This window comes from Bacillus methanolicus (assembly GCF_028888695.1).
In the GTDB taxonomy this organism is placed as follows: domain Bacteria; phylum Bacillota; class Bacilli; order Bacillales; family Cytobacillaceae; genus Bacillus_Z; species Bacillus_Z methanolicus_B.
This window is the reverse complement of record NZ_PNFF01000001.1, coordinates 869,921-895,103: the sequence shown is the minus strand read 5'-3', so window position 1 is coordinate 895,103 and position 25,183 is coordinate 869,921. Positions and strand designations below refer to the sequence as shown.

General features: G+C 34.0%; 32 protein-coding genes and 1 tRNA gene. 5 read left to right on the top strand and 28 right to left on the bottom strand.

Annotated features, from left to right (window positions below; all coding sequences use genetic code 11):
* Positions 1-8 precede the first annotated feature (8 nt).
* The 22 genes from C0966_RS04560 to C0966_RS04455 form a co-directional block, all read right to left on the bottom strand.
* Complete coding sequence (locus tag C0966_RS04560; protein WP_274854018.1) at positions 9-1,712, bottom strand: terminase large subunit; 1,704 nt, start codon at positions 1,710-1,712, stop codon at positions 9-11.
* Positions 1,712-2,206 carry a phage terminase small subunit P27 family gene (locus C0966_RS04555; RefSeq protein WP_274854017.1) on the bottom strand — a complete coding sequence of 165 codons (495 nt, stop codon included), beginning with the start codon at positions 2,204-2,206 and terminating at the stop codon, positions 1,712-1,714. The genes C0966_RS04560 and C0966_RS04555 overlap by 1 nt, the downstream gene beginning before the upstream one ends.
* Before the next feature lie 114 nt (positions 2,207-2,320).
* The gene (locus C0966_RS04550; RefSeq protein ID WP_274854016.1) at positions 2,321-2,707 is read right to left on the bottom strand and encodes an HNH endonuclease; all 387 of its coding nucleotides are present in this window, start codon (positions 2,705-2,707) and stop codon (positions 2,321-2,323) included.
* A gap of 3 nt (positions 2,708-2,710) precedes the next feature.
* Positions 2,711-2,884 carry a hypothetical protein gene (locus C0966_RS04545; RefSeq protein ID WP_274854015.1) on the bottom strand — a complete coding sequence of 58 codons (174 nt, stop codon included), beginning with the start codon at positions 2,882-2,884 and terminating at the stop codon, positions 2,711-2,713.
* A gap of 67 nt (positions 2,885-2,951) precedes the next feature.
* Positions 2,952-3,443, bottom strand: a complete 492-nt coding sequence (locus tag C0966_RS04540; protein WP_274854014.1) for a hypothetical protein — start codon at positions 3,441-3,443, stop codon at positions 2,952-2,954.
* Between the two features lie 94 nt (positions 3,444-3,537).
* Entirely contained in the window at positions 3,538-3,936 is a 399-nt protein-coding gene (locus C0966_RS04535; protein WP_274854013.1) for a type II toxin-antitoxin system PemK/MazF family toxin, read from the bottom strand.
* A gap of 3 nt (positions 3,937-3,939) precedes the next feature.
* A complete protein-coding gene (locus C0966_RS04530; protein ID WP_274854012.1) occupies positions 3,940-4,107 on the bottom strand; it encodes a hypothetical protein in 168 nt (55 codons plus the stop codon).
* 139 nt (positions 4,108-4,246) lie between these two features.
* On the bottom strand, positions 4,247-4,414 hold the full coding sequence (locus C0966_RS04525) for a hypothetical protein (protein ID WP_274854011.1): 168 nt from the start codon (positions 4,412-4,414) through the stop codon (positions 4,247-4,249).
* The gene (locus C0966_RS04520) at positions 4,395-4,535 is read right to left on the bottom strand and encodes a hypothetical protein (RefSeq protein WP_274854010.1); all 141 of its coding nucleotides are present in this window, start codon (positions 4,533-4,535) and stop codon (positions 4,395-4,397) included. The genes C0966_RS04525 and C0966_RS04520 overlap by 20 nt, the downstream gene beginning before the upstream one ends.
* A gap of 584 nt (positions 4,536-5,119) precedes the next feature.
* Entirely contained in the window at positions 5,120-6,400 is a 1,281-nt protein-coding gene (locus tag C0966_RS04515) for an IS110 family transposase (RefSeq protein WP_274854009.1), read from the bottom strand.
* A gap of 88 nt (positions 6,401-6,488) precedes the next feature.
* The gene (locus tag C0966_RS04510) at positions 6,489-7,115 is read right to left on the bottom strand and encodes a hypothetical protein (protein WP_274854008.1); all 627 of its coding nucleotides are present in this window, start codon (positions 7,113-7,115) and stop codon (positions 6,489-6,491) included.
* Between the two features lie 49 nt (positions 7,116-7,164).
* Positions 7,165-7,737, bottom strand: coding sequence for an HNH endonuclease (locus C0966_RS04505; protein ID WP_274854007.1), 573 nt, complete (start codon positions 7,735-7,737; stop codon positions 7,165-7,167).
* 642 nt (positions 7,738-8,379) lie between these two features.
* Positions 8,380-10,989 (bottom strand): hypothetical protein, encoded by a 2,610-nt coding sequence (locus C0966_RS04500; RefSeq protein ID WP_274854006.1) that lies wholly within the window; start codon positions 10,987-10,989, stop codon positions 8,380-8,382.
* 250 nt (positions 10,990-11,239) lie between these two features.
* Positions 11,240-12,373: a hypothetical protein gene (locus C0966_RS04495; protein WP_274854005.1), complete on the bottom strand. Its 1,134-nt coding sequence runs from the start codon at positions 12,371-12,373 to the stop codon at positions 11,240-11,242.
* A gap of 60 nt (positions 12,374-12,433) precedes the next feature.
* A complete protein-coding gene (locus C0966_RS04490; protein WP_274854004.1) occupies positions 12,434-12,613 on the bottom strand; it encodes a hypothetical protein in 180 nt (59 codons plus the stop codon).
* Complete coding sequence (locus C0966_RS04485; protein WP_274854003.1) at positions 12,606-12,812, bottom strand: hypothetical protein; 207 nt, start codon at positions 12,810-12,812, stop codon at positions 12,606-12,608. Before C0966_RS04485 ends, C0966_RS04490 begins: the two co-directional genes overlap by 8 nt.
* Positions 12,805-13,044 (bottom strand): hypothetical protein, encoded by a 240-nt coding sequence (locus C0966_RS04480; RefSeq protein WP_274854002.1) that lies wholly within the window; start codon positions 13,042-13,044, stop codon positions 12,805-12,807. The genes C0966_RS04485 and C0966_RS04480 overlap by 8 nt, the downstream gene beginning before the upstream one ends.
* A 398-nt stretch (positions 13,045-13,442) precedes the next feature.
* A complete protein-coding gene (locus C0966_RS04475) occupies positions 13,443-13,703 on the bottom strand; it encodes a hypothetical protein (RefSeq protein WP_274854001.1) in 261 nt (86 codons plus the stop codon).
* A 13-nt stretch (positions 13,704-13,716) separates the two neighbouring features.
* Positions 13,717-13,848: a hypothetical protein gene (locus C0966_RS04470; RefSeq protein ID WP_274854000.1), complete on the bottom strand. Its 132-nt coding sequence runs from the start codon at positions 13,846-13,848 to the stop codon at positions 13,717-13,719.
* 18 nt (positions 13,849-13,866) lie between these two features.
* A complete protein-coding gene (locus C0966_RS04465; RefSeq protein WP_274853999.1) occupies positions 13,867-14,406 on the bottom strand; it encodes a hypothetical protein in 540 nt (179 codons plus the stop codon).
* Positions 14,407-14,567: 161 nt separating this feature from the next.
* Positions 14,568-15,095, bottom strand: a complete 528-nt coding sequence (locus tag C0966_RS04460; RefSeq protein ID WP_274853998.1) for a helix-turn-helix domain-containing protein — start codon at positions 15,093-15,095, stop codon at positions 14,568-14,570.
* Positions 15,096-15,295: 200 nt separating this feature from the next.
* On the bottom strand, positions 15,296-15,565 hold the full coding sequence (locus C0966_RS04455; protein WP_274853997.1) for a hypothetical protein: 270 nt from the start codon (positions 15,563-15,565) through the stop codon (positions 15,296-15,298).
* Between the two features lie 180 nt (positions 15,566-15,745).
* Here C0966_RS04455 and C0966_RS04450 point away from each other — a divergent pair, with 180 nt between their 5' ends.
* Entirely contained in the window at positions 15,746-15,973 is a 228-nt protein-coding gene (locus C0966_RS04450; RefSeq protein ID WP_274853996.1) for a helix-turn-helix domain-containing protein, read from the top strand.
* A gap of 118 nt (positions 15,974-16,091) precedes the next feature.
* Here the strand turns inward: C0966_RS04450 and C0966_RS04445 are convergent, their stop codons facing one another.
* Both C0966_RS04445 and C0966_RS04440 read right to left on the bottom strand, forming a co-directional pair.
* On the bottom strand, positions 16,092-17,054 hold the full coding sequence (locus C0966_RS04445) for a tyrosine-type recombinase/integrase (protein ID WP_274853995.1): 963 nt from the start codon (positions 17,052-17,054) through the stop codon (positions 16,092-16,094).
* A 180-nt stretch (positions 17,055-17,234) separates the two neighbouring features.
* Positions 17,235-17,331, bottom strand: a tRNA-Sec gene (locus C0966_RS04440).
* Positions 17,332-17,631: 300 nt separating this feature from the next.
* Here C0966_RS04440 and C0966_RS04435 point away from each other — a divergent pair.
* From C0966_RS04435 to C0966_RS04425, 3 genes are all read left to right on the top strand, one after another.
* The gene (locus C0966_RS04435) at positions 17,632-18,852 is read left to right on the top strand and encodes an ATP-grasp domain-containing protein (RefSeq protein ID WP_274853994.1); all 1,221 of its coding nucleotides are present in this window, start codon (positions 17,632-17,634) and stop codon (positions 18,850-18,852) included.
* 101 nt (positions 18,853-18,953) lie between these two features.
* Positions 18,954-19,991: a YheC/YheD family protein gene (locus tag C0966_RS04430; protein WP_274853993.1), complete on the top strand. Its 1,038-nt coding sequence runs from the start codon at positions 18,954-18,956 to the stop codon at positions 19,989-19,991.
* Positions 19,992-20,277: 286 nt separating this feature from the next.
* A complete protein-coding gene (locus C0966_RS04425; RefSeq protein WP_274853992.1) occupies positions 20,278-20,703 on the top strand; it encodes a DUF2621 domain-containing protein in 426 nt (141 codons plus the stop codon).
* Between the two features lie 136 nt (positions 20,704-20,839).
* On the opposite strand, the gene C0966_RS04420 is transcribed toward C0966_RS04425, so the two are convergent.
* From C0966_RS04420 to C0966_RS04410, 3 genes are all read right to left on the bottom strand, one after another.
* Positions 20,840-21,328 carry a CcdC family protein gene (locus C0966_RS04420; protein ID WP_274853991.1) on the bottom strand — a complete coding sequence of 163 codons (489 nt, stop codon included), beginning with the start codon at positions 21,326-21,328 and terminating at the stop codon, positions 20,840-20,842.
* A gap of 189 nt (positions 21,329-21,517) precedes the next feature.
* Complete coding sequence (locus tag C0966_RS04415; RefSeq protein ID WP_274853990.1) at positions 21,518-21,877, bottom strand: response regulator; 360 nt, start codon at positions 21,875-21,877, stop codon at positions 21,518-21,520.
* A gap of 260 nt (positions 21,878-22,137) precedes the next feature.
* The gene (locus C0966_RS04410; RefSeq protein WP_274853989.1) at positions 22,138-22,845 is read right to left on the bottom strand and encodes a cytochrome c biogenesis CcdA family protein; all 708 of its coding nucleotides are present in this window, start codon (positions 22,843-22,845) and stop codon (positions 22,138-22,140) included.
* Positions 22,846-23,161: 316 nt separating this feature from the next.
* On the opposite strand from C0966_RS04410, the gene C0966_RS04405 reads away from it, so the two are divergent.
* Positions 23,162-23,335 carry an aspartyl-phosphate phosphatase Spo0E family protein gene (locus C0966_RS04405; protein WP_274853988.1) on the top strand — a complete coding sequence of 58 codons (174 nt, stop codon included), beginning with the start codon at positions 23,162-23,164 and terminating at the stop codon, positions 23,333-23,335.
* Positions 23,336-23,386: 51 nt separating this feature from the next.
* Here the strand turns inward: C0966_RS04405 and C0966_RS04400 are convergent, their stop codons facing one another.
* On the bottom strand, positions 23,387-25,180 hold the full coding sequence (locus C0966_RS04400; protein WP_274853987.1) for an ABC transporter ATP-binding protein: 1,794 nt from the start codon (positions 25,178-25,180) through the stop codon (positions 23,387-23,389).
* Between the last annotated feature and the right edge of the window lie 3 nt (positions 25,181-25,183).

The window sequence follows — 25,183 nt, the reverse complement described above, 5'->3', positions numbered from 1 at the left end:
AATATCACCTATAATGAGAAGTCATCGTTTAAAATGTGATTACTTAAATCAACATTTAGATATTCATCCAATCTCGCTCTTGTAAATGCATTGATTGTTGCAGCTAATGGGTCAATACGGTCAGTAGATTTGGATTTATCCAGCATTATATTTTCCTGTGCGTCCATTTTTGTTACGACATTTCCAACAGCCCAAGTTAGCACTGGATCACCATCATGAAAAATTTTTCCTTTGTACACCATTTCTCGGAAGTCTTTTGTAGGCTCTCCAAGTGTCCGTATTCCCTGTCGAATCTCAACCATAAGATAACCTTCTTGTTCCATAGATTGAGCAAATTGAGTTGCATTATAAGGGTCATAATCGATTTCTTTAATAGTCCAATTATTTTCCTTTTCCTGTTTTCGAATATAGGACTCAATAAAGCTATAATCTACGACAGAACCAGGTGTTAAAGTAATATATCCTTGTTTAACCCACAAATCATAAGGTACTTTGTCTGTATTCATTCTTTCTCTAAATGTATCTTCCGGCATAAAGGAATGGTGTTTAATCGCAAACCCTTCATTTAATGGGAAAACAAAGCTTACAGAGGTTAAGTCGATCTTTTTAGATAAGTCAATTCCCAAATAACAAACTTTATTTCGCAAGTCTGGCATTGGTCTTTTTTTAGTTGCTTTACAGTCATCCCATTTGGACATATCCATGTAACCACCCTCGCGCATGTTTACCCATATATTCATGTTCTTTGTAAGGAAGTTCCGCATTTTTTCAGGAACGTCTAAGGCTGCTTTTAATTCCCCTCGTAAATAAGCCCGTCCTTCTTCGTATGAACATAGGATAGGATTTGCTTTTTCCCAATTTCGTTCATCTTTAATGTCATCATCTTTGTCTAATTCGTTTACCATGACAAAGTATTCTTCATTCTCAATGGGATTGTTAGGGTCTAAAATTTTTGATACATAATCATATTCAACTGAATAACAAGGATTTTGAAGTTCAAATCCCGCCGTTGTAATGATCATCATTAAAGGTTGTGGTCTAGCTCCCATACCGGACACTAACACATCATAAATTTCTGATGTTTTATGAGCGTGATATTCATCAATAATGCCCGTTTGGACGTTTAAACCGTCACCTGTTTTCCCTGCATCTTTAGAAAGGGCGGTAATATAAGAACCACTCTTAACGTGTTCAATCTTCCCGTATGCAATCTTGTATTTACCTTTAAGAAAGTCGCATCCTTGTACTTGAGCCTTTATTTCATTCCAAACAATTTTAGACTGCTCTGTTTTAGTCGCTCCAATATAAACCTCACTCATGTTTTCCCCAAAAGCAAACGCTTCATAAGAGCCGACACACGCTAGGGATTGAGACTTTGCGTTTTTACGAGCTACTTGCCAATATGCCTTTTTAAAACGCCTTAACCCTGTTTCTTCGTGCTCCCAACCATAAATGTTACCGAACACAAATACCTGTATAGGAGCAGGTTCAATATTCTGCCCAGCTAGTTTACCTTTTGTGTGCTTAAAAAGTGTCATCCATTTGAGGAATTTTAGAGCCTTTTCTTCGTTGAAGGTGTAGGGAAATTCCTCTGTTCCCTCTCGTTTAATGTCACGTAAAAACCGCTCACACGCCCATTTATGTTTTTGACAAGCAATGATTTCACCGTTTAAGACATCGTGTGAGTAATCAATGAGCCATTGTTTTAACACTACACATCACCAAACAATCTTTCTTCCGGTGTCGGCTCTTTTTCCTCTTTTTTAGGCAAAGCAATCTTTGCTCTGGATGATGGAGTTAAACCGAATTCAGTAGCGAGACTTTTCATTTGTTCATGTAACTGCTTTTTCTTGGTGAGAAGAGGATGAGGGACTTTGTTAGTTTCAGCCGCTTTATTTGTGTACTCAACCATCATGCCCTCTTCTTGAATGATTTGCGTACACTTGATGTAGTCAGAATAAGCATCACAATAAGCAGCAAGTGCATTTACGTCTACATTTGTTATAAGATCAATTTCTTGTAACTCCTTTGCAATCCGTTTAAACTCTTTCTTTGCCACATCGTCCAACCATGCCGGGGGCTTAACCTTGTTTGCGTTCGGTTTTAATTTTGCTTCTGCTTGTTTTCGCTCTTCAATCTCTTTTTTAGTCAGATGTTTACTACCTTGTATTAACATCAACTCAATCGGTTTGGCTTTTCTTCCCATTACTCTCACCTCCTTTATTACCCCTTTTACAAAATAAAGGGAATTTTGTTCACGCTGAGTTGCCCCGCGCGGTCTCTGATGTCCTTTCCTAGAAATTGGAAGGCGGGGGTTGCCTCAATGTGTTTTTCTTTTCTTTTGATTGTGTATTCTGTTGTGACATTTATGGCAAAGGACTTCCAAATTATCTTCATCTAACCTTTTATCCCAGTCATCTTTAATTTCAATTATGTGATGTACTATATCTCCCCTAACAAATTCATTCCTTTTTAAACACCTCTGACACAATCCATATTGTTTTCTATATACATACTCCCTTAACTCTTTCCAAGCTTTACTCTTATAGAAAGCCGTTGAACGTAGATCTCTTTTCTTCTTATCATACTCTTTATCTGATTCAGCCTTAGCTTCTACCTTAACTCTAGTGTGTTGTTCACAGTATGCTCCTTCTGTTAGGTTAGGACAGCGAGGATAGGAACATGGTTTCATTGGTTTAGATGGCATTAATCATTCACTACTTCCGATGAATTCTGTTGTAGAATTAACCTTAGTTTCCTTTGTTTCAATCTTGTTATGTAATGCTTCCATCTTTTCCAGCAATTCCTCTATCTTTTTATGACCTTCCTTAATTGCTTTAAGATGTTCCTTAATTTCTAACTGCCTTTTTTCAAACTCTGTCATTCTACTTCCCCCCATTCATTTTTAGACAAAAGAAAAAGCACCCCGGAAGGAGTGCTTTAAATTAATGCTATATATTTTTCGATGCATTCGAAAATTCTTCTCTGTCCCACTGTCTTTGTTGAGACTTTGAAAAATTTTTAATAACAATTAGTTTCCAAGAGTCATATTGGTTTTCTAAAGTAAAAAGAAATGTTTTGTCTTTAGAACGCTCTAATCCTTTTTGAATATGATCTGGAATTATCCCAAACTCTTCTTCATAAGACTTAGCTAAATATTCATTATTTAGAATAATTTCTCCATGACTGTTAATAAAATGTTCAAAGTAACTATTAACTTCTTGAATTAATGAGTTGACCAAAAATTTCTCTCTAATCTTTTCTTCTTTAATTAGATATTCAATTCTTGACTTTAATTCATCAGTAGAACTTAAAGAGAGACTATTCTTATCCCCTAATGTGTATGCAAGATGGAATAACAAACCTTTAAATTCTTTATCTGTTTGTTCACAAACTTCTTTCCACTCTTCTAACGATTGAATAAATGTACTTAGTCTATTCATCTTCATCCCTCCTTTCTGCCTATTACTTTCGACACAAAGGAAGGATTTTCCTCTAAAAAGAAACAAAAATAAAAGCCGTCTTTATGACGACTCATTAATCAAAACTGTTTGAATCATTTTGAGTTCCCATGCATAAACCTAAATACAACTTTTCATCAACCTCATCCATTTTTTCTGGTGACAACGTCCCCATAAACAAAACTCTTCTATCAAAAAATATATTCTTTTTTATAGTATAGGGTTGAGAACAATCAATATACGAAGTTTCTGGAAGATCTGTAGTGCCTTTTTCAATTTCCACAACATGTTTTAGTCCTTTAGCTTCTTCGTTTGAAGTAATCAATAATACTACCGTTGTGGAATATTCTTTAAAATAATCACCACTTTGAAGAATTAACGTATATTTTAATTTCCCATTAGGGTAATTTTTATCAAATGTATAGGGAAACATTATCCGGTAAATTTCCCCACGAATTAGACTTTTCTCTGCCATAAATTACTCCATTGTTTTAATTTGTTCATTATAAAGTAATTCTGCGTTTTCTTCTAATTCTTTTAAGTAAGATTTACTAGGACGTTTGCTATTTGTGTTGTTTGTTTTGTTTTTTACACGTTTTTTCAATTCATTTAATTTTGATTTGATATCACTAACAGGAACTGCCATTTCCTTCTCCTCCTTGTCACACATATACTCACCACCTAAAAATTAGTGGTATAAGTATACGCAAGTTTTATCCTGATTATACCATAAAACTCCACTGTGGAAGATTTTAAAGTAAAATATTTGCTAATTTCTTTCTTTTTTACTCCATTGTTTTAATTTGTTCATTATAAAGTAATTCTGCGTTTTCTTCTAATTCTTTTAAGTAAGATTTACTAGGTTTTTTATGTTTTCTAATTATCGCTTTAATATTATCCATGAAATCCAACACTTTTTCATCTTCATTAATTTCAGTCTTTGCAATATCCATATTTCCACCATTCCCTAACTTTGTTTAGGTCAATTGGAAAAGAAGCACTGCCTATAAACTTTTTCAATATCTCCTTCTTTTCCTTTGTTAATCCTTTGGTTGGTTTATTTATTTTTTTCATTATAAATTACTCCTTCTGGATGATATCTCCCAGTTTATTTGTTCGATTATTTGTTAGGATGAACCTTGTATTTATTTAAAATATTTATGCAAGAAGCCCCTATAGTAGTTTTGTAATCCAATTTATTTCAAAACTGTTCAAGAAGTTTCTTAACTTTATCTTTAATATCCTCCCTCTATATACTTTAAAATTCTCCCGAATACTCACGTTTTCTCTAAATTTCATTAACACCTAATAGTTGATCCACCGAAAATCATGGTTATAAATTGAATTTATTTAAATTTCTTACAGATGGGGGGCCATTCTACCAACCAAACTGGTATTGTTTGGTAATAACAGTTATGACCGTGCGCAAAATCTCCACTCATCTCACGGTCGCTAACCCTCCCATGTATCACCGGATTGGGATCCATACATTCCTTCGTCCTGCGTATCCATGAGGTGGAGGTCGGATAAGCTCCTCAGCTGGGTCATAAGCCCGTATGGTAAAAATAAACTCCGACTCGGCACTATTGGTGTTTGTCTTTAGAAATACTTGAAGTATTCGATAGTAATTTGATTAACAAATTGGTTAATAAATCGGTTTAAGCAACTTGTAATGTAATTTGAGGCAAGCCTTGCAATAATTTTGAACCATCAAATTCACACTGTTTTTGACCAATGACAAATAAGACACGTAATAGCTTACAACACAAAGCGATGAGAGACTGTTGCTTTTTTAAAGGCCTTTCAGATCGTTTTGTATAGTATTGATGTAAAGCTTTAAAAGTTGGATTATGGGCAACGAGTGGCCGAATCGCTAGGTACAGAGCTTTACGCAGCCTGCTTCGTCCCCGTTTCGTTATTCTGGTTTGTCCTTTAAATTTTCCAGAACTATGCTCACGTAATGAAAGGCCTGCCAGATTAACTAATTGCTGAGGGTGACTGTACTTTGTGAGATCACCCACTTCAGCGAAGAATAGAGCGACTGTTGTAACACCTAACCCAGAAATATTCATCATTTGCTTAGCACCTGGGATCGTTTCTACAAGAGCTTCTAGCTCCTGATCCAACTCTTCCAACTGCGTTTGATAAAGCTCATATTGGTCAATCAGATATTCCATTTCACGTTTGGCAAACTGAATCCCGATTTGAATTCCAATGCTCTTTTTGGCCGTTTCCACTAGTTTCGTTGCTCGCTTCATTCCAACTCCTCGTTGTACAAATGGCTTCCACTTTGAGAGAATCTCTTCAGGTGTCATTTCTTTAATTTGAGAAGGAAATGGAAACAGTTTTAGCGTGCAAAGAGCTGCTTTTCCTTCCCAATCCCCGAAAACATCGAAAAACTCCGGAAAATAACGTTGAATCAAATTTTGAATACGTCCTTCTGTGATGGCAAGCTGTTGAGTGAGCTGATCTCTTATTTTGACGCCTTCTCTTAGTTCCGCGTAAATGCCGTCTAAGAGATTTGGTACGGAGTATCGGCCGTCTTTAATCAGCTGTGCAATCACTCTGGCGTCTTTTGTATCGTTTTTTGTTGGAGAGTTGTCATCAAGCTCTTTGCTTTTCTTTACATGCATCGGATTGACTAGCACAAAGTCATAGCCCTTTGCGGTAAGGAAATAAGCGAGATTTAACCAGTAGGGCCCGGTTGGTTCAACCCCAAAAATCACATGGTTCTTATCATTTTCTTTTTGGTGTCGATTCACCCAATCTAAAAGCATTTGGAAACCATGTATGCGATTTTCAAAGATCAAGCGTTTTCCAAATTCAATTCCTCGATCGTCTTGTGCCCGTGCCACGTGTTTGTCTTTGGCAATATCAATGCCGATTATTAATGTTGATGGTGTGATTTGCGAGATTTTTCGATTTTGAGTATAATTCATTATTGAGTCCTCCTTGGCAACTTATTAATTCGGGGTCAATGTATTGACACCCTGTACTATACCAAGAGGGCTCTTTTTGTTTCAAACCTCAAATTTCTTCATTACAGGAATGCTCTTCAAAATAAAAAATATTTCCAGATTCAAGTGCAAGAAACTTAATAACTGTAATAACTTCTTCAATAATCCATTCTTCACTTGAAGTAATTACGGAAAGTGCTCTTGGTTTAAAATGAGCAAAATCATTTCTGTAGTTAATCAATTTTTCTATAGCTTTAATCTGCTTAGGTGTTCTCTTTAGTACTTTACTTTCTGTGTTTTGCAACATATAGTCTGGGTCTTCACACTTATCTAAAACATCCCAAATTTTATTAAGATTATTTTCAGCCAGTGTTTTTAATACTATAAGCATATGTTCATCGGCTAATATTTCCTGATGATCTTTTGATATCGCTTGATCAAATCCTAAATACCTTTCACTTAATAAAGGTAAAGTTTCTCTAATCTGCTTTTTACTGAGTTCATCCAATACTCTCAAACTAGGATTTGTCCCTTTAATTGCACAAACACCAAAACCATATAATGCGCCATGCAAAGAAATCATTAACCATTTAAACCAATGACTATCATTTCTGTTATTAAAGTAATATGCTGCTTTTTCTAAATAATCTATAGCGTTATCTAATTCGTTTGTTCTAAGTATTAATTTATCTTCCAAACAAAATCACCTCATTAGTAGTTTAATACTAATGAGGCAGTATGTAAAATTATGTATTATTTCCTTCAACCCTATACGAAACACCTAAAATAGCATTCTGGATAACTCTTTTACAAACTCCATATTCTTTAGCTTTTTCAGCATAAAACTCCAATTTCCCTTTAGTCCAATTTTTAAATTCTTCACGAACCTTAATGGCATTTTCCAATGTTAATCGATTCTTTTTACCTTTACGGTTAATTCTACCCTTATTTCCTTTTCCTGTTGTTAATCGTAAGTTTTCAATACTATTATTTCGAGGATTACCATCTATATGGTCTATTTCCAACAATGATCCATAAGTTTTCTTTAATTGTTTTAATGTCATACCTGATGCACTTGAAAATACAACTTGATGCAAATAAACATGATGGTCTTTTCCATCTAGTCCTCTTAAAGTGGTCATGAGATACTGATTATCGTCACCAGTCCCCTTAGCATCCTGAAGCAACCAGCGATTTGAAACTAAACTGTAGACATTTCCACTTGGACAATGACAAAGATATTTTTCTGGGCTAAATCCCGGAATTGGTGTCATTTCACCTTTCTCTTTTAATTCTTCAAAATTCAAAACTTCTCCCATTTTTTAACTTCCCCCTAAATATTGTCATGAAAATAAAAAAGACACCCATACTGAGTGACTAAAAGTTATGTATTAAAAAACTTTCTTGACGCTTAAAACCACACCGTATTGATCAACTATGTATTTCAATCTAGGCTTTCTTTGATTTTTTACAATCTCCACATTTTCCTGCCGTTCTACATTTCCCTTATGTTCACAATTCTTATGTATTAATTGTTCTTTGCTCACATTAAACTTCATCTCCCTTATGATTTTTTAATGGATGCGTGTCTCCCGACATGGCATTCTAAAGCTCCAACAGTCGCCCAAATCAATAAAAACAATGAGGGAGAAGCATTGTTAAAATCAATTTAGACGACCGTTGCAACTTTAGGAAAAAATTTTTAATTTATGCTTGATTTTTCTGTTTGGTATGGTATGATATAAATGGGATATTATATTTATTTTTTAAAAAAATAAAAACAAGCAGAGAAAGTCACCTACTTCACCTTCCGTGTTCAGCGCTGCGACACAATGACTAGTCTTCGCATTACAGTCTCTGCTCTCTACCATTAGCAGAACTTTAGATTAATAGAAAAAGTCGCCAAACCCCTTGAAAAATAAGGATTTTAGCGACTCTATTAAAAATTTATCGTGACTTTTTTATTTCTCTATGAAAGCATTCATAAATACATCATGTTGAGTCCTATGCATAACATTTAATAGTTTAATTGCGATACTACTTTCATCATCAATTTCTCTCAGTGTATTGTACATTGTCTCTGGTTTAACTTTTAATTTACCGATCTTTGCTAGATAAATATTAGTAATATCTTCCACTTTATTGCTTACTTCATTCTTTTCACCACCATTTGACTTTATTCTAGCAATATCAGAATACATTTCTTCAACCAATGCTTTAATCTTTTGTCGTTGCTTACGGTTAGATTTTTCTTTATTCTTTTCGATGAGTAAATCAGAAAAATTAATTGGATCTTTTTCTTTCATTCTCTCAAAACTCATCACATCGTATAGGTAATCCATCGGGCAATCATAATGTGTATATTTTTTCTTATTCTTATTACTTTTCTTATTTTTCTTATCTGTCACAAATCTCCAGAAGTTAGGTTTCATTGCAATATCATCATCTTCTTTTAAATCCAATTGACATCTAACGTGTTTAATTTCTTTTGCAATGTCAATATCATAGAATTTTTTCGCAAGATCAATACAAATACCAGAAAGAATAGTCATTACATCTACTTTCTTTAACAATTCTTTCATTTTTTTATCATTTGGCTTCATTCCATTATGAAACTTATCCCAATACAATGATAATGCTAACTGTCCAACATTAACTACTTCACCAATGAATCTTTGAGAATCAGATAATTGATTGTCAATTTCAAACATATCGTGGACATTTAATTTATAATTTTTTGGTTTACTTTTAACCTCATTTACACAAACCTTATAATGTCCAAAACATTTCTTAGCCAATTCGAGTAAATCCTCATTATCAAACAAAACTACCGTATCCGAATCAAAATCTGAACCACTCAAAATATTTGGCAGATTGAATTTAATCGTATTAACTGCTACAATATTAGGTGTTAATTTAAAGTATTTTTCAATTTGTTTATTGTATGTATTCTTTACGATTAAAACATTCGATTGTGACGTATGTGGATTTCTAAATGCCACCAATTCCTTACCAAAATCAAACATTGTTGTATATATTTCATTTTCTTTAAGTGCTAAAGGTTCTGTAATTTTCTCACCAACTGCATGATACAAATATTCCAATGGATTGCCGAACATCACTGCATAATCACCAATCAATCTAACCTTACCACGTTTGACATATCTTACATAATCACTAATTGTTTTTGATCTAAACTCTCTAAATACTTTTGTTCTAACTATATCCTTATTTTTTCTATACAAATCAACAAACATTTTATTTGCATTAACGGTATTAGCTTCTTTTTCTATGTATTTGATAAATGTTTCATCATCATTTTTCAACTGCATTATGTAATTACGTTCAAATTTACTCAGTTTTTTAATATCTTCTTCATTAGCAGGCAATGAATTTAGCATCTGATAACTTGTTTGTTGAAGTGGTTTATCATTCAAAAATCCACGTTTAGTCGGCTTCTCATGCTTACAGATCCCAAAAAGAGAACCATCTTCTTTAACTACCTTCTTCCACCAAGCCCACATATCTTTATTTTCACCGATTATATGACTAAATTTAAACGCTTTGAGGCAAGAAGGATTAATAATCATCTTAATATCAGTTACTTTCATTGATTCACCAAACATATTATTTAGATACCAGTTTTCATAATCAATACCATTATCCTTAGCATATTCTTTGAAGAACATTTGAAGATTGGTAGCAAATGCAGCAGCCTTAAACATGTGATTTCTTAACAACATCATAGATTGCCCTTCTTTAAATAAGCAACTATCCAATAATGCTTCCCCATCAAAGAGTTCATTGGTAATCTCAACCTCTTTTTTAATACTATCCAAATAACCATCTTCACCTGTTGAAACTACATTACATACTTCATTAAAAGAAGATTTAACATCATCAACAATCAATATTGATTCTGGTTCAATTTTGATAATATCTTCGATCGATGAAGTAACTAATGACTCATAAGCTAACAATCCGGCTAAATCAATTTCGTCATTTTCTTTTAACGGAAGATTCATTCTACTCCAATTAATCATAGTGTCATAAAGTTCCTCTTTAATAAACAAGCATTGACCTGTGCGACTTTTTGCACTAGAACGCTTGTAAACTACATACTTTACTTTTGATCCGTCAGCATTAGTAATTGTAAAACCTTCTGTATATAACCGTTTTCTTAATTCTGTATTGCTAACTTCAATCCAATTTTCACTATTCTCTTCCGATTCAGCTTTTATATACTCTATATAGTTATTTAATTTATTTTTATAATCTTCATCAGTAGACTCTTCAATTTTTTGGGTATACTCTTTAATTAATTGGTCTGCTGATTTTAATTTTTGTTTAAACTTCACGTTGATAATATCATTGCTAATATCTTTCTTAGGATGTTTCTTGCTGTTGATTATCCTTAATCCTTCTTTTTTCAATTTGATCAATTCTAAAGAATAAGGAATCATTCCAACATAATCACGTTTAATGTAGCTCCCTCTTGTCATATGAGAATAAATATCTGCAGCCTCCAAGCTCATGATATAAACATTATTATTTTTTGTATTTATTTCCATCAACATCATTCTCCCTTCAATACGATTTAATCCAATTAAATAAGATGTAATAAGTGGGGGTGCTAGACACCATCTTCTATAACTTTTGTTCCGTTCCTTGCGTCACTTCACAAAAGTTATAGAACCTGCGATCCACCACCCCCACACCCCCTCACATCGCTCATTTAATTTTTTCATTTTGTCCCCAATCCAAAGTATATAATTAATGATATTTATATTAATGGTTTGGGTTGGGGACAAAAAATAAATATTAAATATTTCCGAATGTATGCCGTCTTTTTTCTCTTTCTTCTTTTAATTCAAATAAATAAATTGAATAATCTATTGAATATTCATCTGTTTTAGTTGAATATTTCTTCTTTTCTTCTTTTAGCAATTCATCAATTCCACTAACATTCATATAATCTAATAGTGTTAGAGTGTTAAGTAAATAAAACCTTTTCCAAAATATAGGGGATTGTTTATAATCCACTTTATTTTGTCTATTTTGAGATAACTTAATCAATCGTTGAAAATATGCCTGATTAAATTCGTCCTTCGTTACTTCCTTTTTTATTGTAGGGTCTAATACTTTAACCCTAAATGACTTGAAAAAATATTTAATGCCAAACTGTTCTGAAAGATATTCTTCAACTTCTTTAATAATTTCTTTCATTTTGTTTGACTTGTGGAAGCTACTTACAGATTGAATATAAGCATAATAAGATACATCCTTTGATTCTAAAAAATCTCTTAAAGATTCTTCTGCATCTTGGTATGTTTCTAACCATACTTCCTCATATTCACCTTCAATTGTCTTGAAAATATAAACTTCTTTTACATTTATTCGTTCTTCTTTTTGCAGACGTTGAAAAGATTTTTCAATTACATCTTTATTTCTTATGTCTAATGTCTGAATGAATATACTTACAACCTCTTTCGGGTTATAGAGCACCGGGAAACCAGAATGTAATTCTTTAATTGTTTCAATCATTTCTTCTGCTGATAATGAATCAGGATCACAAAAACCTAATACCCTAGCCCAACCTTTATAAGATTGTTTAAGTTCATGATTAAATTTCGTTAGTTGATTAAAGATGTATTCTTTCATTATTTCATCTTTAACAGTTGCAACAGACCCTTTATAATTAAATGTTCTTTCAGTTACCTTATCTTTTTTGTCACTTAATATGTATTGTCTCTTTTTACCATTTCCAATCATTTCAACATTGTTATATATTGTTTCTAATTTGCTTATTAGTGCTTTTAGTGTTCCGTTGTTTTTTAAGCATCCTCTTTGTTTCCATACGGACGTTTGAAATTCAGCCCCATCATATCCATGCTCAATTGTTATTTTAATAGCTTCTTCTTCCGTAAAAACCGTTTTTTGATTATTTTCATTCATGATTTTATTCCCTCCGATTATTTTTAAGATTATGTATTGGAGAATTTAGTTAAATGATTATTATTGTTGTTTATATTCTTCTAATGCTTTCTGTAATTTATTGTCATCGTCGATATAGTACAAGGAAAACATTCTTTGTGATTTCGGCTCAATCGCAACAGTTATGTAGTCAATTCCTTTTGATTTCAAATAATCAGAAACCTTCTTATTGTAGCAGAAAAAATAATTACGATTATTCATTTACCTTATCTCCCTTCGAATAGTACTCATCATAAGCATCCAAAGCAGCCTGCAATTTATCATCGATAATGTATAAGCTAAATATTTGGTCTTTCTTGATATCTTTGGCTACCGTAATACATTCGACTCCTTGCTCTTTTAGAAAGTCAGACACTTTCTTATTGTAACAGTAGAAAAATTGGTGTTGTTTTTTATTCATTTACTTTATCCTCCCACAATCTCTTTTTAAGCTCTTGTCTGTATTCGACTGCATTAATAAGCCTGATGGAAGAAATCTTCAGGCCGATAGGTAAATTACTATTAAGAATTACTTCCCTCGTGCTTGCATGGTTATCTTTAGCAAATTGTTTGATGTTATTTGTAAATTCAATAGCTTGATTTAAAGTGTTAACAAATTCTTTGACTTGTTTCTTTTTTTGGTATTCATTCATTTTAAATTCATTCTCCCTTCAAGTCTTTAAGACTACTATTTCGATTTTTTAATTGATCTAAGAATCTCCTCATAAGTAATTCCTTTCTTTTTCATTGTATCTTGAATCTTGCTCCGAATACTCTTGAAAGATTCTGAAGTTGTTTTCATTTTTCTCACCTCCTTTCAGTTCAGATAATGCTCTTTTTGTATTGACATTTACTTTTGCCAATGTTAAAATTTAATCAAGTTAAATAGAGATTTATCTGTACAATAAAATAGAGAATAAGAAACCAGACCTCCTTATTAAGACAGCAATAAAAGAAGGTCTATTTGTCATTTGGGTAAAATTATCCTACAATACTATATTATATCAATTTATATCATTTTGGCAAATGAAATTGGAAATTTTTTTATTATTTAAGTATTTGAAAAATAATAATTGAATCGTTTAATTAACTCGTCAATATCACCGTAAACTTCATTAATCATATCATCTGATTCAGATTGTATTTTTTGTTGCTTTAACCAATTAAGAAAAAGTGTTCCTAAATTATGGTCTTGTAGAAACCCGCATAAAACATTTTCCATTCTTTCAGATTCGTAACGGTAATTTAAGAATAATTCTTCAAATTTATTAAACTCATCTTGTTTAATGTTGATGTAATGTTCTTTTTCCACTATACACGCCTCCTTAATTTGAGTTGTTTAATCCTTTTGCATATTCATCAACTAATGCTTGTCCCGTATCTTGGTTTAAAAATTCCACATATTTATCAATATCATCCCAGGTGATTAGGAAATAATCGTTATAGATATGCAACAATTGTTAAACCTCCCAATTTTATTTTGCCCATCCAATTAGATTTGACGAAACGTATAAACCCATTTGATTTAAGCTTTCTTTGTACATGTCTTTTAGAGTGTCTAGAGATTTAATTTCAACTAATGTATGCTCGTCATCTTCATTTGCTATATGCATTACAATTTTATTGTCTTCGTTAATTTCAAAGGAACCCATGCCATCTTCAAGATCAAACCATACCGTTTTACCTTGATTTAATAATTTAATAAATTCAGCAAATGAATTTATATAATCTTTTTCGATTTCAAATTCACAATCGCATTCTTCGTCTACCGGTTCATACATTTCAGTTATTTCGTTGTTTTTAATAATACTTTCCCAGCCATCTTCATCGATAAATCTTCCATTCCAGCTTTTCGTTTTATTATCGTAAGACCCAAAAAACTCACCCGATAGCACTTGAGGAAAATTGAAAAATTCATCCTTATTATTGTTAATCTCACTTTTCAAATACTCAATAACTTCGTTAGGTGACATAAATAATTTACCGCATGAAATATAAGCTTGTTTTCCTCTCATTTTAAAATTCCTCCTTAGATTGTTAAATTTTTTTTAACCGAAAATCAGACCTACAAGCGACCTATCATACAATCAATGGCAACACCTCCTTAAAGTTTGACCTTCAAGTGGTTTTTTAGAATTATTATTTAGTTGTCAAGGAGCAAATATATTAATCTTAATCAGAGATACTTCCCTGTAAGTTTTTCTAATTCATCAATAAATTTTTTATTTCCCTCAAGCATGATATCAGTTACTTCCCACAATACGCTTACTTCTCTTCCATCTTCTCCTTCTAATAAGAGATATAGAAGATTTTCAATTAAACTCATCTTAAACCTCATATCTGGCTCTGATTCTGATTGCAATATTACTTTTCTGTATAAATTTAATATCAGTTCGTTCATGTCATTTAAATCGAATCGTTCATTAATTGATTGTCGTTTGTTTTCGAGAAATTCAATTTCGGTATCATACTTTCTTTCAAGATATATTTTTGAGATGTCACGCATTTCGTCTTCAAATAATTCTCGTTGAAAATATTCTTCAGGCAACTGGAAATACTCAGACAGCTTTTTCAATTTATCCTTCGAAATTTTTCGTTTTCCTCTTAACCAAGAATTGATTGTTTGTGGCGTAATGCCTAATATTTCGGCTAATTTTTTATATTCGATTTGAAAAGTTTTACAAATAAATTCTAGTCCGATCATTGTTGTCATCACCTTGTCTTATCAGTAAGACAAATATAACATGTCTTATTCAATAAGACAATATCTTCTGGAAAAAATATTTAAGTTTTTCCAACTTTTTTATCATCAATTTTAAGCCGAATTTCCCTAAATAAATATTGAAAAACTTTAAGCAACCTCAATTTGGTAGTAAGTACCGCAAATACTTACTATAAATTTTTTTAATATTCCTCATCAATGCTTGTGATTTCGATGGAAAAATCTACAACACTTGGTTCTACTACTTCACCGTTTTCATGCTTGAGATACAATTTATATCCATCCTGTAAACGTAACTCTTTTAATGTCGTGTCATTGATGTTATTAGTTGCTATAAATAGGGCTTCATCTTCACTATTTGCTTGAATCTTCCTTGAAATTATCATTTTAACGTCAGCAAAAACTAGATATTCTTTTTCTGTTGCTGTTGTTTTCATCATACTTTGGTTCATGGTTTTACTCTCCTTTTTAATATGATTTTTGACAACGTTTCGTTGTTACTTTGATTATATTATGACTACTTTATGTTGTCAACTACATTTTGTAGTTATTTTCAGATTTTTTTACTACTTTTCGTAGTCGATTTTTTGTTATAATAAATACAAAGATAATAAAGACAAGGAGAATAAATTATGGGATTACGAGTTAAGTCACAATTAAAAAAAATATTAGATGAGAGAGGCATCTCCATAAGACAGTTTGCTGAAATAACAGAATTGCCGTTTGAAACATTAAGACGGTTATACAATGATGAAACTAAACAGTATCAACGAAATACAATTGGAAGAGTTTGTGAAGTATTAGGGATTGATCTACCAGAGTTATTGGTTTTAGTTGAAGACAATGAAGACGATGCATGAGCATTGTCTTTTTTAATGCCTTTTTCACCTCCCTCAAGTTCTATAAAAATGGACATCAAAGAATAACATATAAAAGCGTCAGCAGGGACATTATCCAAATTGCTGACGCTTTTATTTATTATTTAAACACGTAATTCAATGGTGAGTGTGCGCTGTGCTGATTTTGTACGTCATTATTCGTCATCTGCACGTATCGGCGCACCATATTCATGTGCGAATGTCCGAGTATCTTCTGTAAACTAAACGGATCGCCGTTGTTTAAAATGTAAAACAAAGCGCCTGTATGTCTTAGCGTATGTGGACTTACACGCTTGTCCGTAATTTTCGCAACTTTACCAGCGACTCTCAAATCTTCGCGCACAGTCGATTCACTTATACGCTCGCCTTCGTACGTAAGAAATACGTATTCACTGCCGAAGTCCTCTGTTTCCGCCATGTATTCACCTAAAAGCTTCGCAGTCCTTGGCGAAATTGGCACATAACGAGCCTTGCGCGGTTTCGTGTCCTCGGCTTCAAGTAGAATACTCATAGCCTTAAAATCGACGTTGCGACGCTTCATGCTTACGAGTTCGCCGACGCGAACCATAGTGTCGAGTAAGACGAATGCGACAACTTTCGTGCGGAATCCGGTATAAGTCGTTTCATCCATAGCGCCAATTAACCTACGAAACTCTTCGGGCGTGAACGATTCTACTACATCAATCGGCGCTTTGATCGGCTTGAACCGCCTATGTATTGGCTCGTTAATCCACTGCTTGTCTTCGTAACAATACCGCACAAAAGCCCGCATGGTGCGCACGCGAATGTTGACGGTGGCGGGCGCGTAGTTCATTTCTTCGAGCATGTACTCAATCCAACCGACGAATAACTCCGTAGTCATTTCTTCCGCCGACAATTCACGTCCAACGTAATTTTTGAAATACTTGTAATTTTCGTAATACTCCGCGATGGTTCGACGAGCCAATCCTTCGCCTTTCTTAATCAGCATAAATTCCTCGAACATCTCCGTCATGGTGTACGCAGTTGTACTGGTACTTGCTTCCCTTTTGAAACGGCGGTTTAATCCTGTTCTTTTCCGCATAATAAAAAATCCCCTTTCGCATAAAAATTGCGTAAGAGGACAAACGGAGCCAAACGGATTTCAACATTCTATCAAAACGGTTTTATTCGCCAGTCTGAAACGGTCTTTCGTTAAACCGGTCGAAAACCGTTCCAATCATCGTGTTCAATCAACAGAGTCAATCTCCGAAAAACCTCATTTTGGCGGGACTGCGTGGGAATCGAACCCACCAGAGACGACACGCGCCTCTCAAGCGGTTTTGAAGACCGTGGGGGACACCAGTACCCCATTCAGCCCCATTTTTTAGATAAGAATAATTTTAAAACAAAGACAGAAACCTTTCAAGGCAATCATATCATTTCAAAATAGCAATCCGTTCCTCTTCTATTCCGAACGAGAAGGCTCTTTATAAACAGTGAAATAATCTATTAGCCTACTTTTTCCGCGAAATGTTGGCACTTCTCTTATATTAGTTAAAAACCCTAATTTTATGAATTTCTTAAAAGATGAAGAACAACCTTTGATCGATCATTATATTATACAACAGAAGCAACTAAATCATTCATAAAAATCATCGAAGATAGGATGTCGTAAGCCTATGAAAACCATTGTTTTTATTGAAACTAATAAATCCGGGTCTAGTAGAGAAGCAATCCAAGCAGCAGAACGACTTGGCTTTTTTACAGTTTTATTAACCCGTAAACAAAAATTCTTTCATCAAAGAACAGACTTTCCTGATGTCCATCAAATGATTTTAGCGGATTTAATTGATTACGATCAAGTAAAAAAAATTATCATCAAAATACTAAAACAAGGTAAACAAATAAATGGTATTCTGAGTTTTATCGATCCTTTTGTTCATGTAGCGGCAGTTTTATCAGAAGAATTTTGTCCAGGTGTTGTTTCTGCTGACCCAATTCGAAAAATGGAAGATAAAGTTTTAACTCGTGAACTTCTCAAAGACCTCCCAATGTCCCCTCATTATGCAATTTTTTCACCTGGTGATTCTTTAGAGGTCTTTATCGATAAACAAAAAAGATATTTACCTCTTATTGTAAAGTCTCCTCTATCTACCGGATCAAAAGATGTTTTACTGGCAAATGACGAGAACCAATTAAAGCAATCGATGCTAAAATTACTAATAAAAAAAGAAAATACACAGATTTTGCTAGAAGAATATTTAACAGGACCCCAATATTTGATTGAAGCTTTAGTACACAATGGAAAAGTTCATATTATCGCAATAATCGAACAAGAGATTACATTTTCCAAACGTTTTATCGTAACCGGGTATTGTTTATTAGCAGATATCGATCAAGACTTTTACGATAAAATATTTGAGACGGTAAGTTCCATTTTACAGGCTTTTGAAATGAAAAATGGAGCCTGTCATCTGGAATTGCGCTTAGTACAAGGAACATGGAAATTAATTGAGATCAACCCAAGAATCTCTGGTGGTGCGATGAATCGAATCATTGAAACTGCATATGGAATAAATTTAGTAGAGGAAACCATTCAGTTATTTTTAGGAAATGATCCTTATCTCTTTAAAAAACAAAATAAGTATGTCTATTGCCATTATATAACAATTAACTCTAAAGGAAGATTAATGAAAGTGACAGGAAAAAATCGTTGTTCTCAATTTCCTGGGGTAGAGGAGGTTTATATAAAACCCAGGAAAGGAATGATACTGCGCCCACCTTTATCAATGGGAGATCGTTATGCATACGTTATAGCCTCATCAGATGCTAAAGAAGAAGCAAAAAGAATCGCCAAGGAAGCAGCAAAAGAAATTGAATTCCATATTGAACCAATTTAATAATTTGGGGCAACAATTCATGACTGCCTATTGATCCAAATTTAGTTAATCGCGAACATTCAACGATTGAACAAAATAGAGAGAGGTGGAATGGAAGTATCATGACTCTAATCGGCATGCTTCATCATCGGGCAGATCCAAGAAATGTAAAGAAAGCATATGCTTATGCCGCTGCAGCTAAAGCTGAAGGTGTAAACTTTTTTTACTTTACCCCAGGGAAAGTAGATATAGAAAATCAAAAAATTTTAGGAAAAACTTATGAAAATGGCGAGTGGATTGAAAAGGAATTTCCTTTTCCTGATGTCATTTATAATGCAAGTTATCCTGTAAGTGAAAAAGCTGAGCAAATCTTTGATTATTTGCACGACAGGATTCCTTTTACAAGTCATTCGATTGGGGATAAATTAAGTGTATATAACAGAATAAAAAAAGCAAAAAAATTTGAACAATACCTTATTCCTTTTCATGAATTAACTGACGTTCAGCATTTTTTTGACATGATGAAACGATATGAAAAAGTTATTATTAAACCGTTGTCTGGACATCAAGGCGGGGGCATCATTTATATTGAAAAAGTTGGAATAAAACAATACAAAATTAATGAGGGAGGGGAAATCTCGTCTATTAATGAAAAACAATTGCTTGACTTAATATCTCATAAAATACAAGAACAAGATTACTTAGTTCAAAAGTTTATTTCATGTCAATTGAAATCTGGTCATGTTTATGATTTCCGATTGCATGTACAAAAAAATGGAGAAGGAAAATGGGTCATTACTTCCATTTTCCCAAGGATTGGGCGATTGGGAAGCATTACATCAAATATGGGCAGTGGTGGTTATAGCACTTATCTAGATATTTTTTTAAAAACAGAGTTTGATGACTCCTGGTACGATATGAAAAAGTATCTTGAGCAATTTGCGAAAAGCTTTTCTAACCATTTTGATTCTTTATATGACAGTGTGTCGCTAGATGAATTAGGAATTGATGTTGGAATTGATTCAAACCAAAAATTGTGGCTGTTTGAAGTAAATTGGAGACCAGGTCCACCCAATATTTTTAACCTTGAACTAGATGTAGCTAGAAATACGATTCAATATGCTAAATATTTAGCTGCTGAAAACAATACAAAACAGTGATATCACTCCATTTCGATTATTCAAATAAAAAAGGGAGCATCGAAGATCGCGGGGAACACCAGGACCACATTCAGCCCTGCTTTTCAGATAAACCTATTTAAAAACTAAAACATAATCTTTCAAGGAATTCAAATTATATTAATAATGCTCTCATATTTTATGATTTGTTTTTCGACTCTTTAATAGTGCATATCTCTCACCTTTCATTAAACTTGTCTAAAAAGCCCCGAAACGACTATAATTGAATGATAGAATACGTTAGAATAATGTTTTGTAGGTGAATGCAATGCTTGAAGGCTGGTTTTTATGGTTTATCTTGTTCTGGATTGTCGTACTCATTTCTTCTTTTGCAATCGGCGGATTTTTTATGTTCCGCAAGTTTTTGAAAAGGCTGCCGAAAGAAGACGGAAAGTCGGAACTGGATTGGGAAGAATATTATGTAAATGAGACCCGGCATTTATGGAAAGAGGAGCAAAAAGAATTTCTTGAAGATTTGGTCAGTCCTGTCCCTGAATTATTCAGGGACGTTGCAAGGCAAAAAATTGCCGGCAAAATCGGCGAACTTGCTCTTAAAGAAAAAGCCGACAAAATTACAGAGGATCTTATCATACGCGGGTACATTATCGCCACACCGAAACGGGACCATAAATTTCTGCGAAAAAAATTGTCCGAAAAGAAAATTGATCTCGCACCATATGAACATTTGTTTTAGAACTGCCTGATTAATGGCAGTTTTTTTATTTTGCCAAAAACCCTGACAAAAATAAAAAGGGATGATTCCTCCAATACAATATATAGACAAACACTAAAAATCATTCTATATATTGTCATTGAAGGAGTCAAACCCTTTAAACCGTTTTTGTATTCGTTGGTCCGTTGATTTGATCATATAGTTTTCTATAATTTACATACATGGCAATTCGCCAAGGTACGATCATTCCAAACGCAAGGATCCAAAACATTCCGCTCAGCTCACCATAATCAATTTGTGAACTCAAGATCGATTTTCCAATGATCCTGATGATGAGCAAACCGATAAGTATAAAGATAAATGCTTTTGACCGTTTTAAATAAATTTCATTATCTCGAATTTCAAAAGTGGATGTTTTGATCAACAAGATTGAAAACAACATGCCGACTGTTAATGCTTCCAATATTTCCATCGGAGTTACCCGGAACATTGGAAATAAAAACATAAGCGCCCCTGTACTCATAAAAATTGGCGGTAAAATGATTTTTTTTGCTGTGACCGGTCTTTTTGCGGCTTTAATCCGGATGAATATAACAAGAACAGCCATTCCGATCGCTCCAATAGAAGAAGCAATAACCATGTTCATAATCCGTCATCCTTTTTAGCATTTAGATTTGCACTATCATTATATCGTAAACAATCTTTTATTGAAAATGATAATGAACATATTTAGCAAATGTACAGAAGACCATCCTATTTTTGTCCATAAAAAAAGGGTCAGTCCCCTCCGGTTGTCGGATGGGAATCAAACCCTTTGTAAGCCGGCCACTATTCTCTAATTCAAGACTCTGTTAATTGCATCAAGTACTCGCGCTTCGTCAAACGGCTTGACAATAAAGTCCTTTGCCCCCGCCTCAATTGCTTCCACGACCATTTTTTGCTGCCCCATAGCAGAACACATGATTACTTTTGCTTGAGGAAACTCTTTCTTAATTTCTCTGACAGCTTCAATTCCGCTCATTTCCGGCATCGTTATGTCCATTGTGACTAAATCGGGATTCAACCGGCGATACAATTCAATCGCATCTTTTCCATTCTCGCCTTCTCCAACGACTTCATGATTTGCTTTTTTTAAAATATTCGATAACGTGATTCTCATAAATCTTGCGTCATCAACAATTAATATTCTTGCCATCGGTGCTCCCCCTTGACACTCACAACGAATGTATATCGATGAAAACTTCCAGTTGTAAAATACAGATAGACAAATATCTTTCTCAAAAGCACACATATTACAATATATCGAATCTTAGAAAAAATTTCAATTCAAAGATTACGACAAATTTCGAACAATTTCTTGAGAATCATAGGTTTTCGTCTTGACTCGAAGGGAAGATATCAAACAACGGCGATTTGTTATGACCAATAAGAGTTCGTATTACACAATAACTAGCATTAGAAGCCGGTAAATCCTCCGAAAATACTAGTAAAAATAGAAATAATCTTCGTCATCCAATCAAAAAATAAGATAATTCCCATTACGATCATGATACTGCCGCCAACCTTCATGATCGTAACATTATGTTTTTTAATCCATTGCAGTTTGCCGATGAAAAAGGACAAAACAAAGAACGGGATGGCAAAACCTAAAGTGTATGCGATCATATACAACATGCCTGAACCCGGGTTAGAAGCAGCCAACGCAAAAACTGACATTAAGATCGGACCTGTACAAGGCGTCCAGCCAGCGGCAAACGCCATTCCGATAAAAGCTGAACCAATGTATCCTGAAGGACGGTTCTTAAACTCAAATCTCCGGTCCTTCATCATAAATTCGGGTTTCAAAATTCCAACAATGACAAGGCCAAAAAAGACGATAAAAATAGCTCCAATCTGTCGGATCAAGTCCTTGTATTCAGCAAAAAATTGACCGATAAAAGAAGTTGTAAATCCGATGGCAATAAAAATAACGGAAAACCCTAACAGAAAAAATATTGTATGTAACAAACTCCGCCTTTGCAGCATCGCATTTTCTGTTTTGATTTCTCCGACCGACATCCCGGTAATATATGATAAAAATGCCGGATATAAAGGCAGACAGCATGGAGAAATAAAACTCAAAAATCCTGCACCAAGAGCGATAAATACATTAATATCAGTCATTTGAACATCTCCTGTATACATGATTCCTACTCATTCTAACAAATCTTATGATGAAATGATAATAATTAAGATGTGAACATTTTTTGTCTAATATATTCGAATTTGGACTACTTATACATAATATTAATTTCCTTCCTAAAAATACACAAATTGGTCACAATTTTGTTTTGAATTAATTACCATAATCAGCTATACTGTAATAGACTTAACAATTTTTGCTATTAAATATCATATTTTTACATAGACGTAATATTTTCAGTCTTTTAATCGTTTTGAATAAAAATCGATCCAAAGATTTACGAAAGGAAAATGAGGTGTGACGAGACAAGAGTTTCTTTTATTAATTGAAAAAAAACGGGCTGAGCTCATCAACGTGGCATCAAAATACGGCCTTAATTCGTCTGTTGCAATTAAACATAGCCAAGAGCTTGATCATCTTTTGAATGAGTATAATCGTTCCTTTTTAGAGAAATTACAGCCGGTCAATTAATGGAGCTAACTTCTTTATTTAAGAGTCAGCTCCATTTTTTTCGATTTATCTTTAATTGACTGCGTCTTCGAGATGATCAACCAAACCATTTTGCAGCAAATACATTTTATGGTAAAGTCCGCGTCTTGCAAGCAACTCCTGGTGTGTTCCTCTTTCAACAATTTCCCCTTGATGCAGCACAAGAATTGAGTCTGCGTCTTGAATAGTAGACAGACGATGGGCAATTGCAATCGTTGTGCGGCCCTTTCTCATTTTTGCAAGCGCCGTTTGAATGGCTTCTTCTGTTTCCGTATCAATATTCGCAGTTGCTTCATCAAGGACAAGTATTTTTGGGTTCGCCGCAATTGTTCTCGCAAAAGCGATCAGCTGGCGCTGTCCGCTAGAAAATGTCGCCCCTCTTTCAACAACTTCGTACTCATAACCATTTTCAAGCTTCTCGATGAACGTATGCGCCTGAACAAAACGTGCAGCCTCAATCACTTGTTCATCTGTCATTTGTTTATTATGGAGACGGATATTATCCTTCACATTTCCAAAGAACAAAAATGGATCCTGCAAAACAAGCCCAATTTTTGAACGGATTTCTTTTTCCGGATAGTCTTTGATTGACCTTTCGTCAATGAGAATTTCTCCCCGCTCAAATTCATAAAATCTCATGAGTAGATTGATGATTGAGCTTTTTCCGCTGCCGGTATGTCCAACAAGTGCCACCGTTTCTCCCGGTTTTGCTTGAAAAGAAATATTCTTTAAAACGTCCCGCTTCCCGTCATAGGAAAAGCTTACATTCCGAAACTCAATTTCCCCGTCTTCAATCTTTAATGTTTCCTCACCGCGCTGTAAAGGAGCAAGTTCCTCTTCATCCAGCAGCTTAAAAACGCGGGATCCTGCGACAATTGCTTGTTGAAATAATGATAGACGCATCATCATATTGTTTACCGGTTCAAAAAAACGGTCCAAATAATTGATAAACGCATAAAGTACACCAATTTCAATTCCGCCGGCAAATGATGAAATCCCGAAAAAGCTTAACACAATGATCAGCGCTAACACGTAAACCAAATCAATCGCAGGCCTAAGTAGTAAAGCATCCACTTTTAGATTTTTCATCCCTGCCAGATAATGCTTTTCATTAATCTCTCCAAATTCTTTTCTCAACCGCTGTTCCTGGCGAAACACTTGGATGATCGCCATGCCCTGCAATGATTCACTTAATTTTGCATTTAGCTGGCTTAGGAGTTCACGCATATCCTGAAAAAAAATCGAACTATATTTCCTGTACGTCCTTATGATAAGGAAAATAATCGGAAGGATCACGACACAAAAAAGGGCTAGTTTCACATTCAAACTAAACATGGCCACAAATATTCCCGTTAAAAGAAAGAAACTTTGAATAAATGTTACGATGACCGTAACGAACATATCCTTAATCGCTTCTGTATCATTTGTTACCCTTGAAACGATGCTTCCGGCAGGAGTTTTATCAAAATATTTTAATCCAAGTGCCTGAACCTTTGAAAAAACCTCGATCCTGAGTTGTTGAATAATTTTCAAAGCGATTTTTTGAAAGGTAAGCAATTGAAAATATGAGACAAGCACATTGGCTATTTGAATTCCTAAAAAAGCAGCTCCGAGAACAAACAAAGGCTTAAATTCAAGATTTCTGGGCGTTAAATAGTCGTCAATAAAAATTTTCACAAGGATCGGGCCAAGTATGTCGCCTGCTGTTGTTAATATCAAGAGACAAAAGGCAAAAATAATGGTTTTCTTATGTGGTTTTGTATATGAAAGTAATCGAAATAATACTTGCCGTTGTTCTTTGCTATTCATCGCATGTGTTTTTTCCATTGC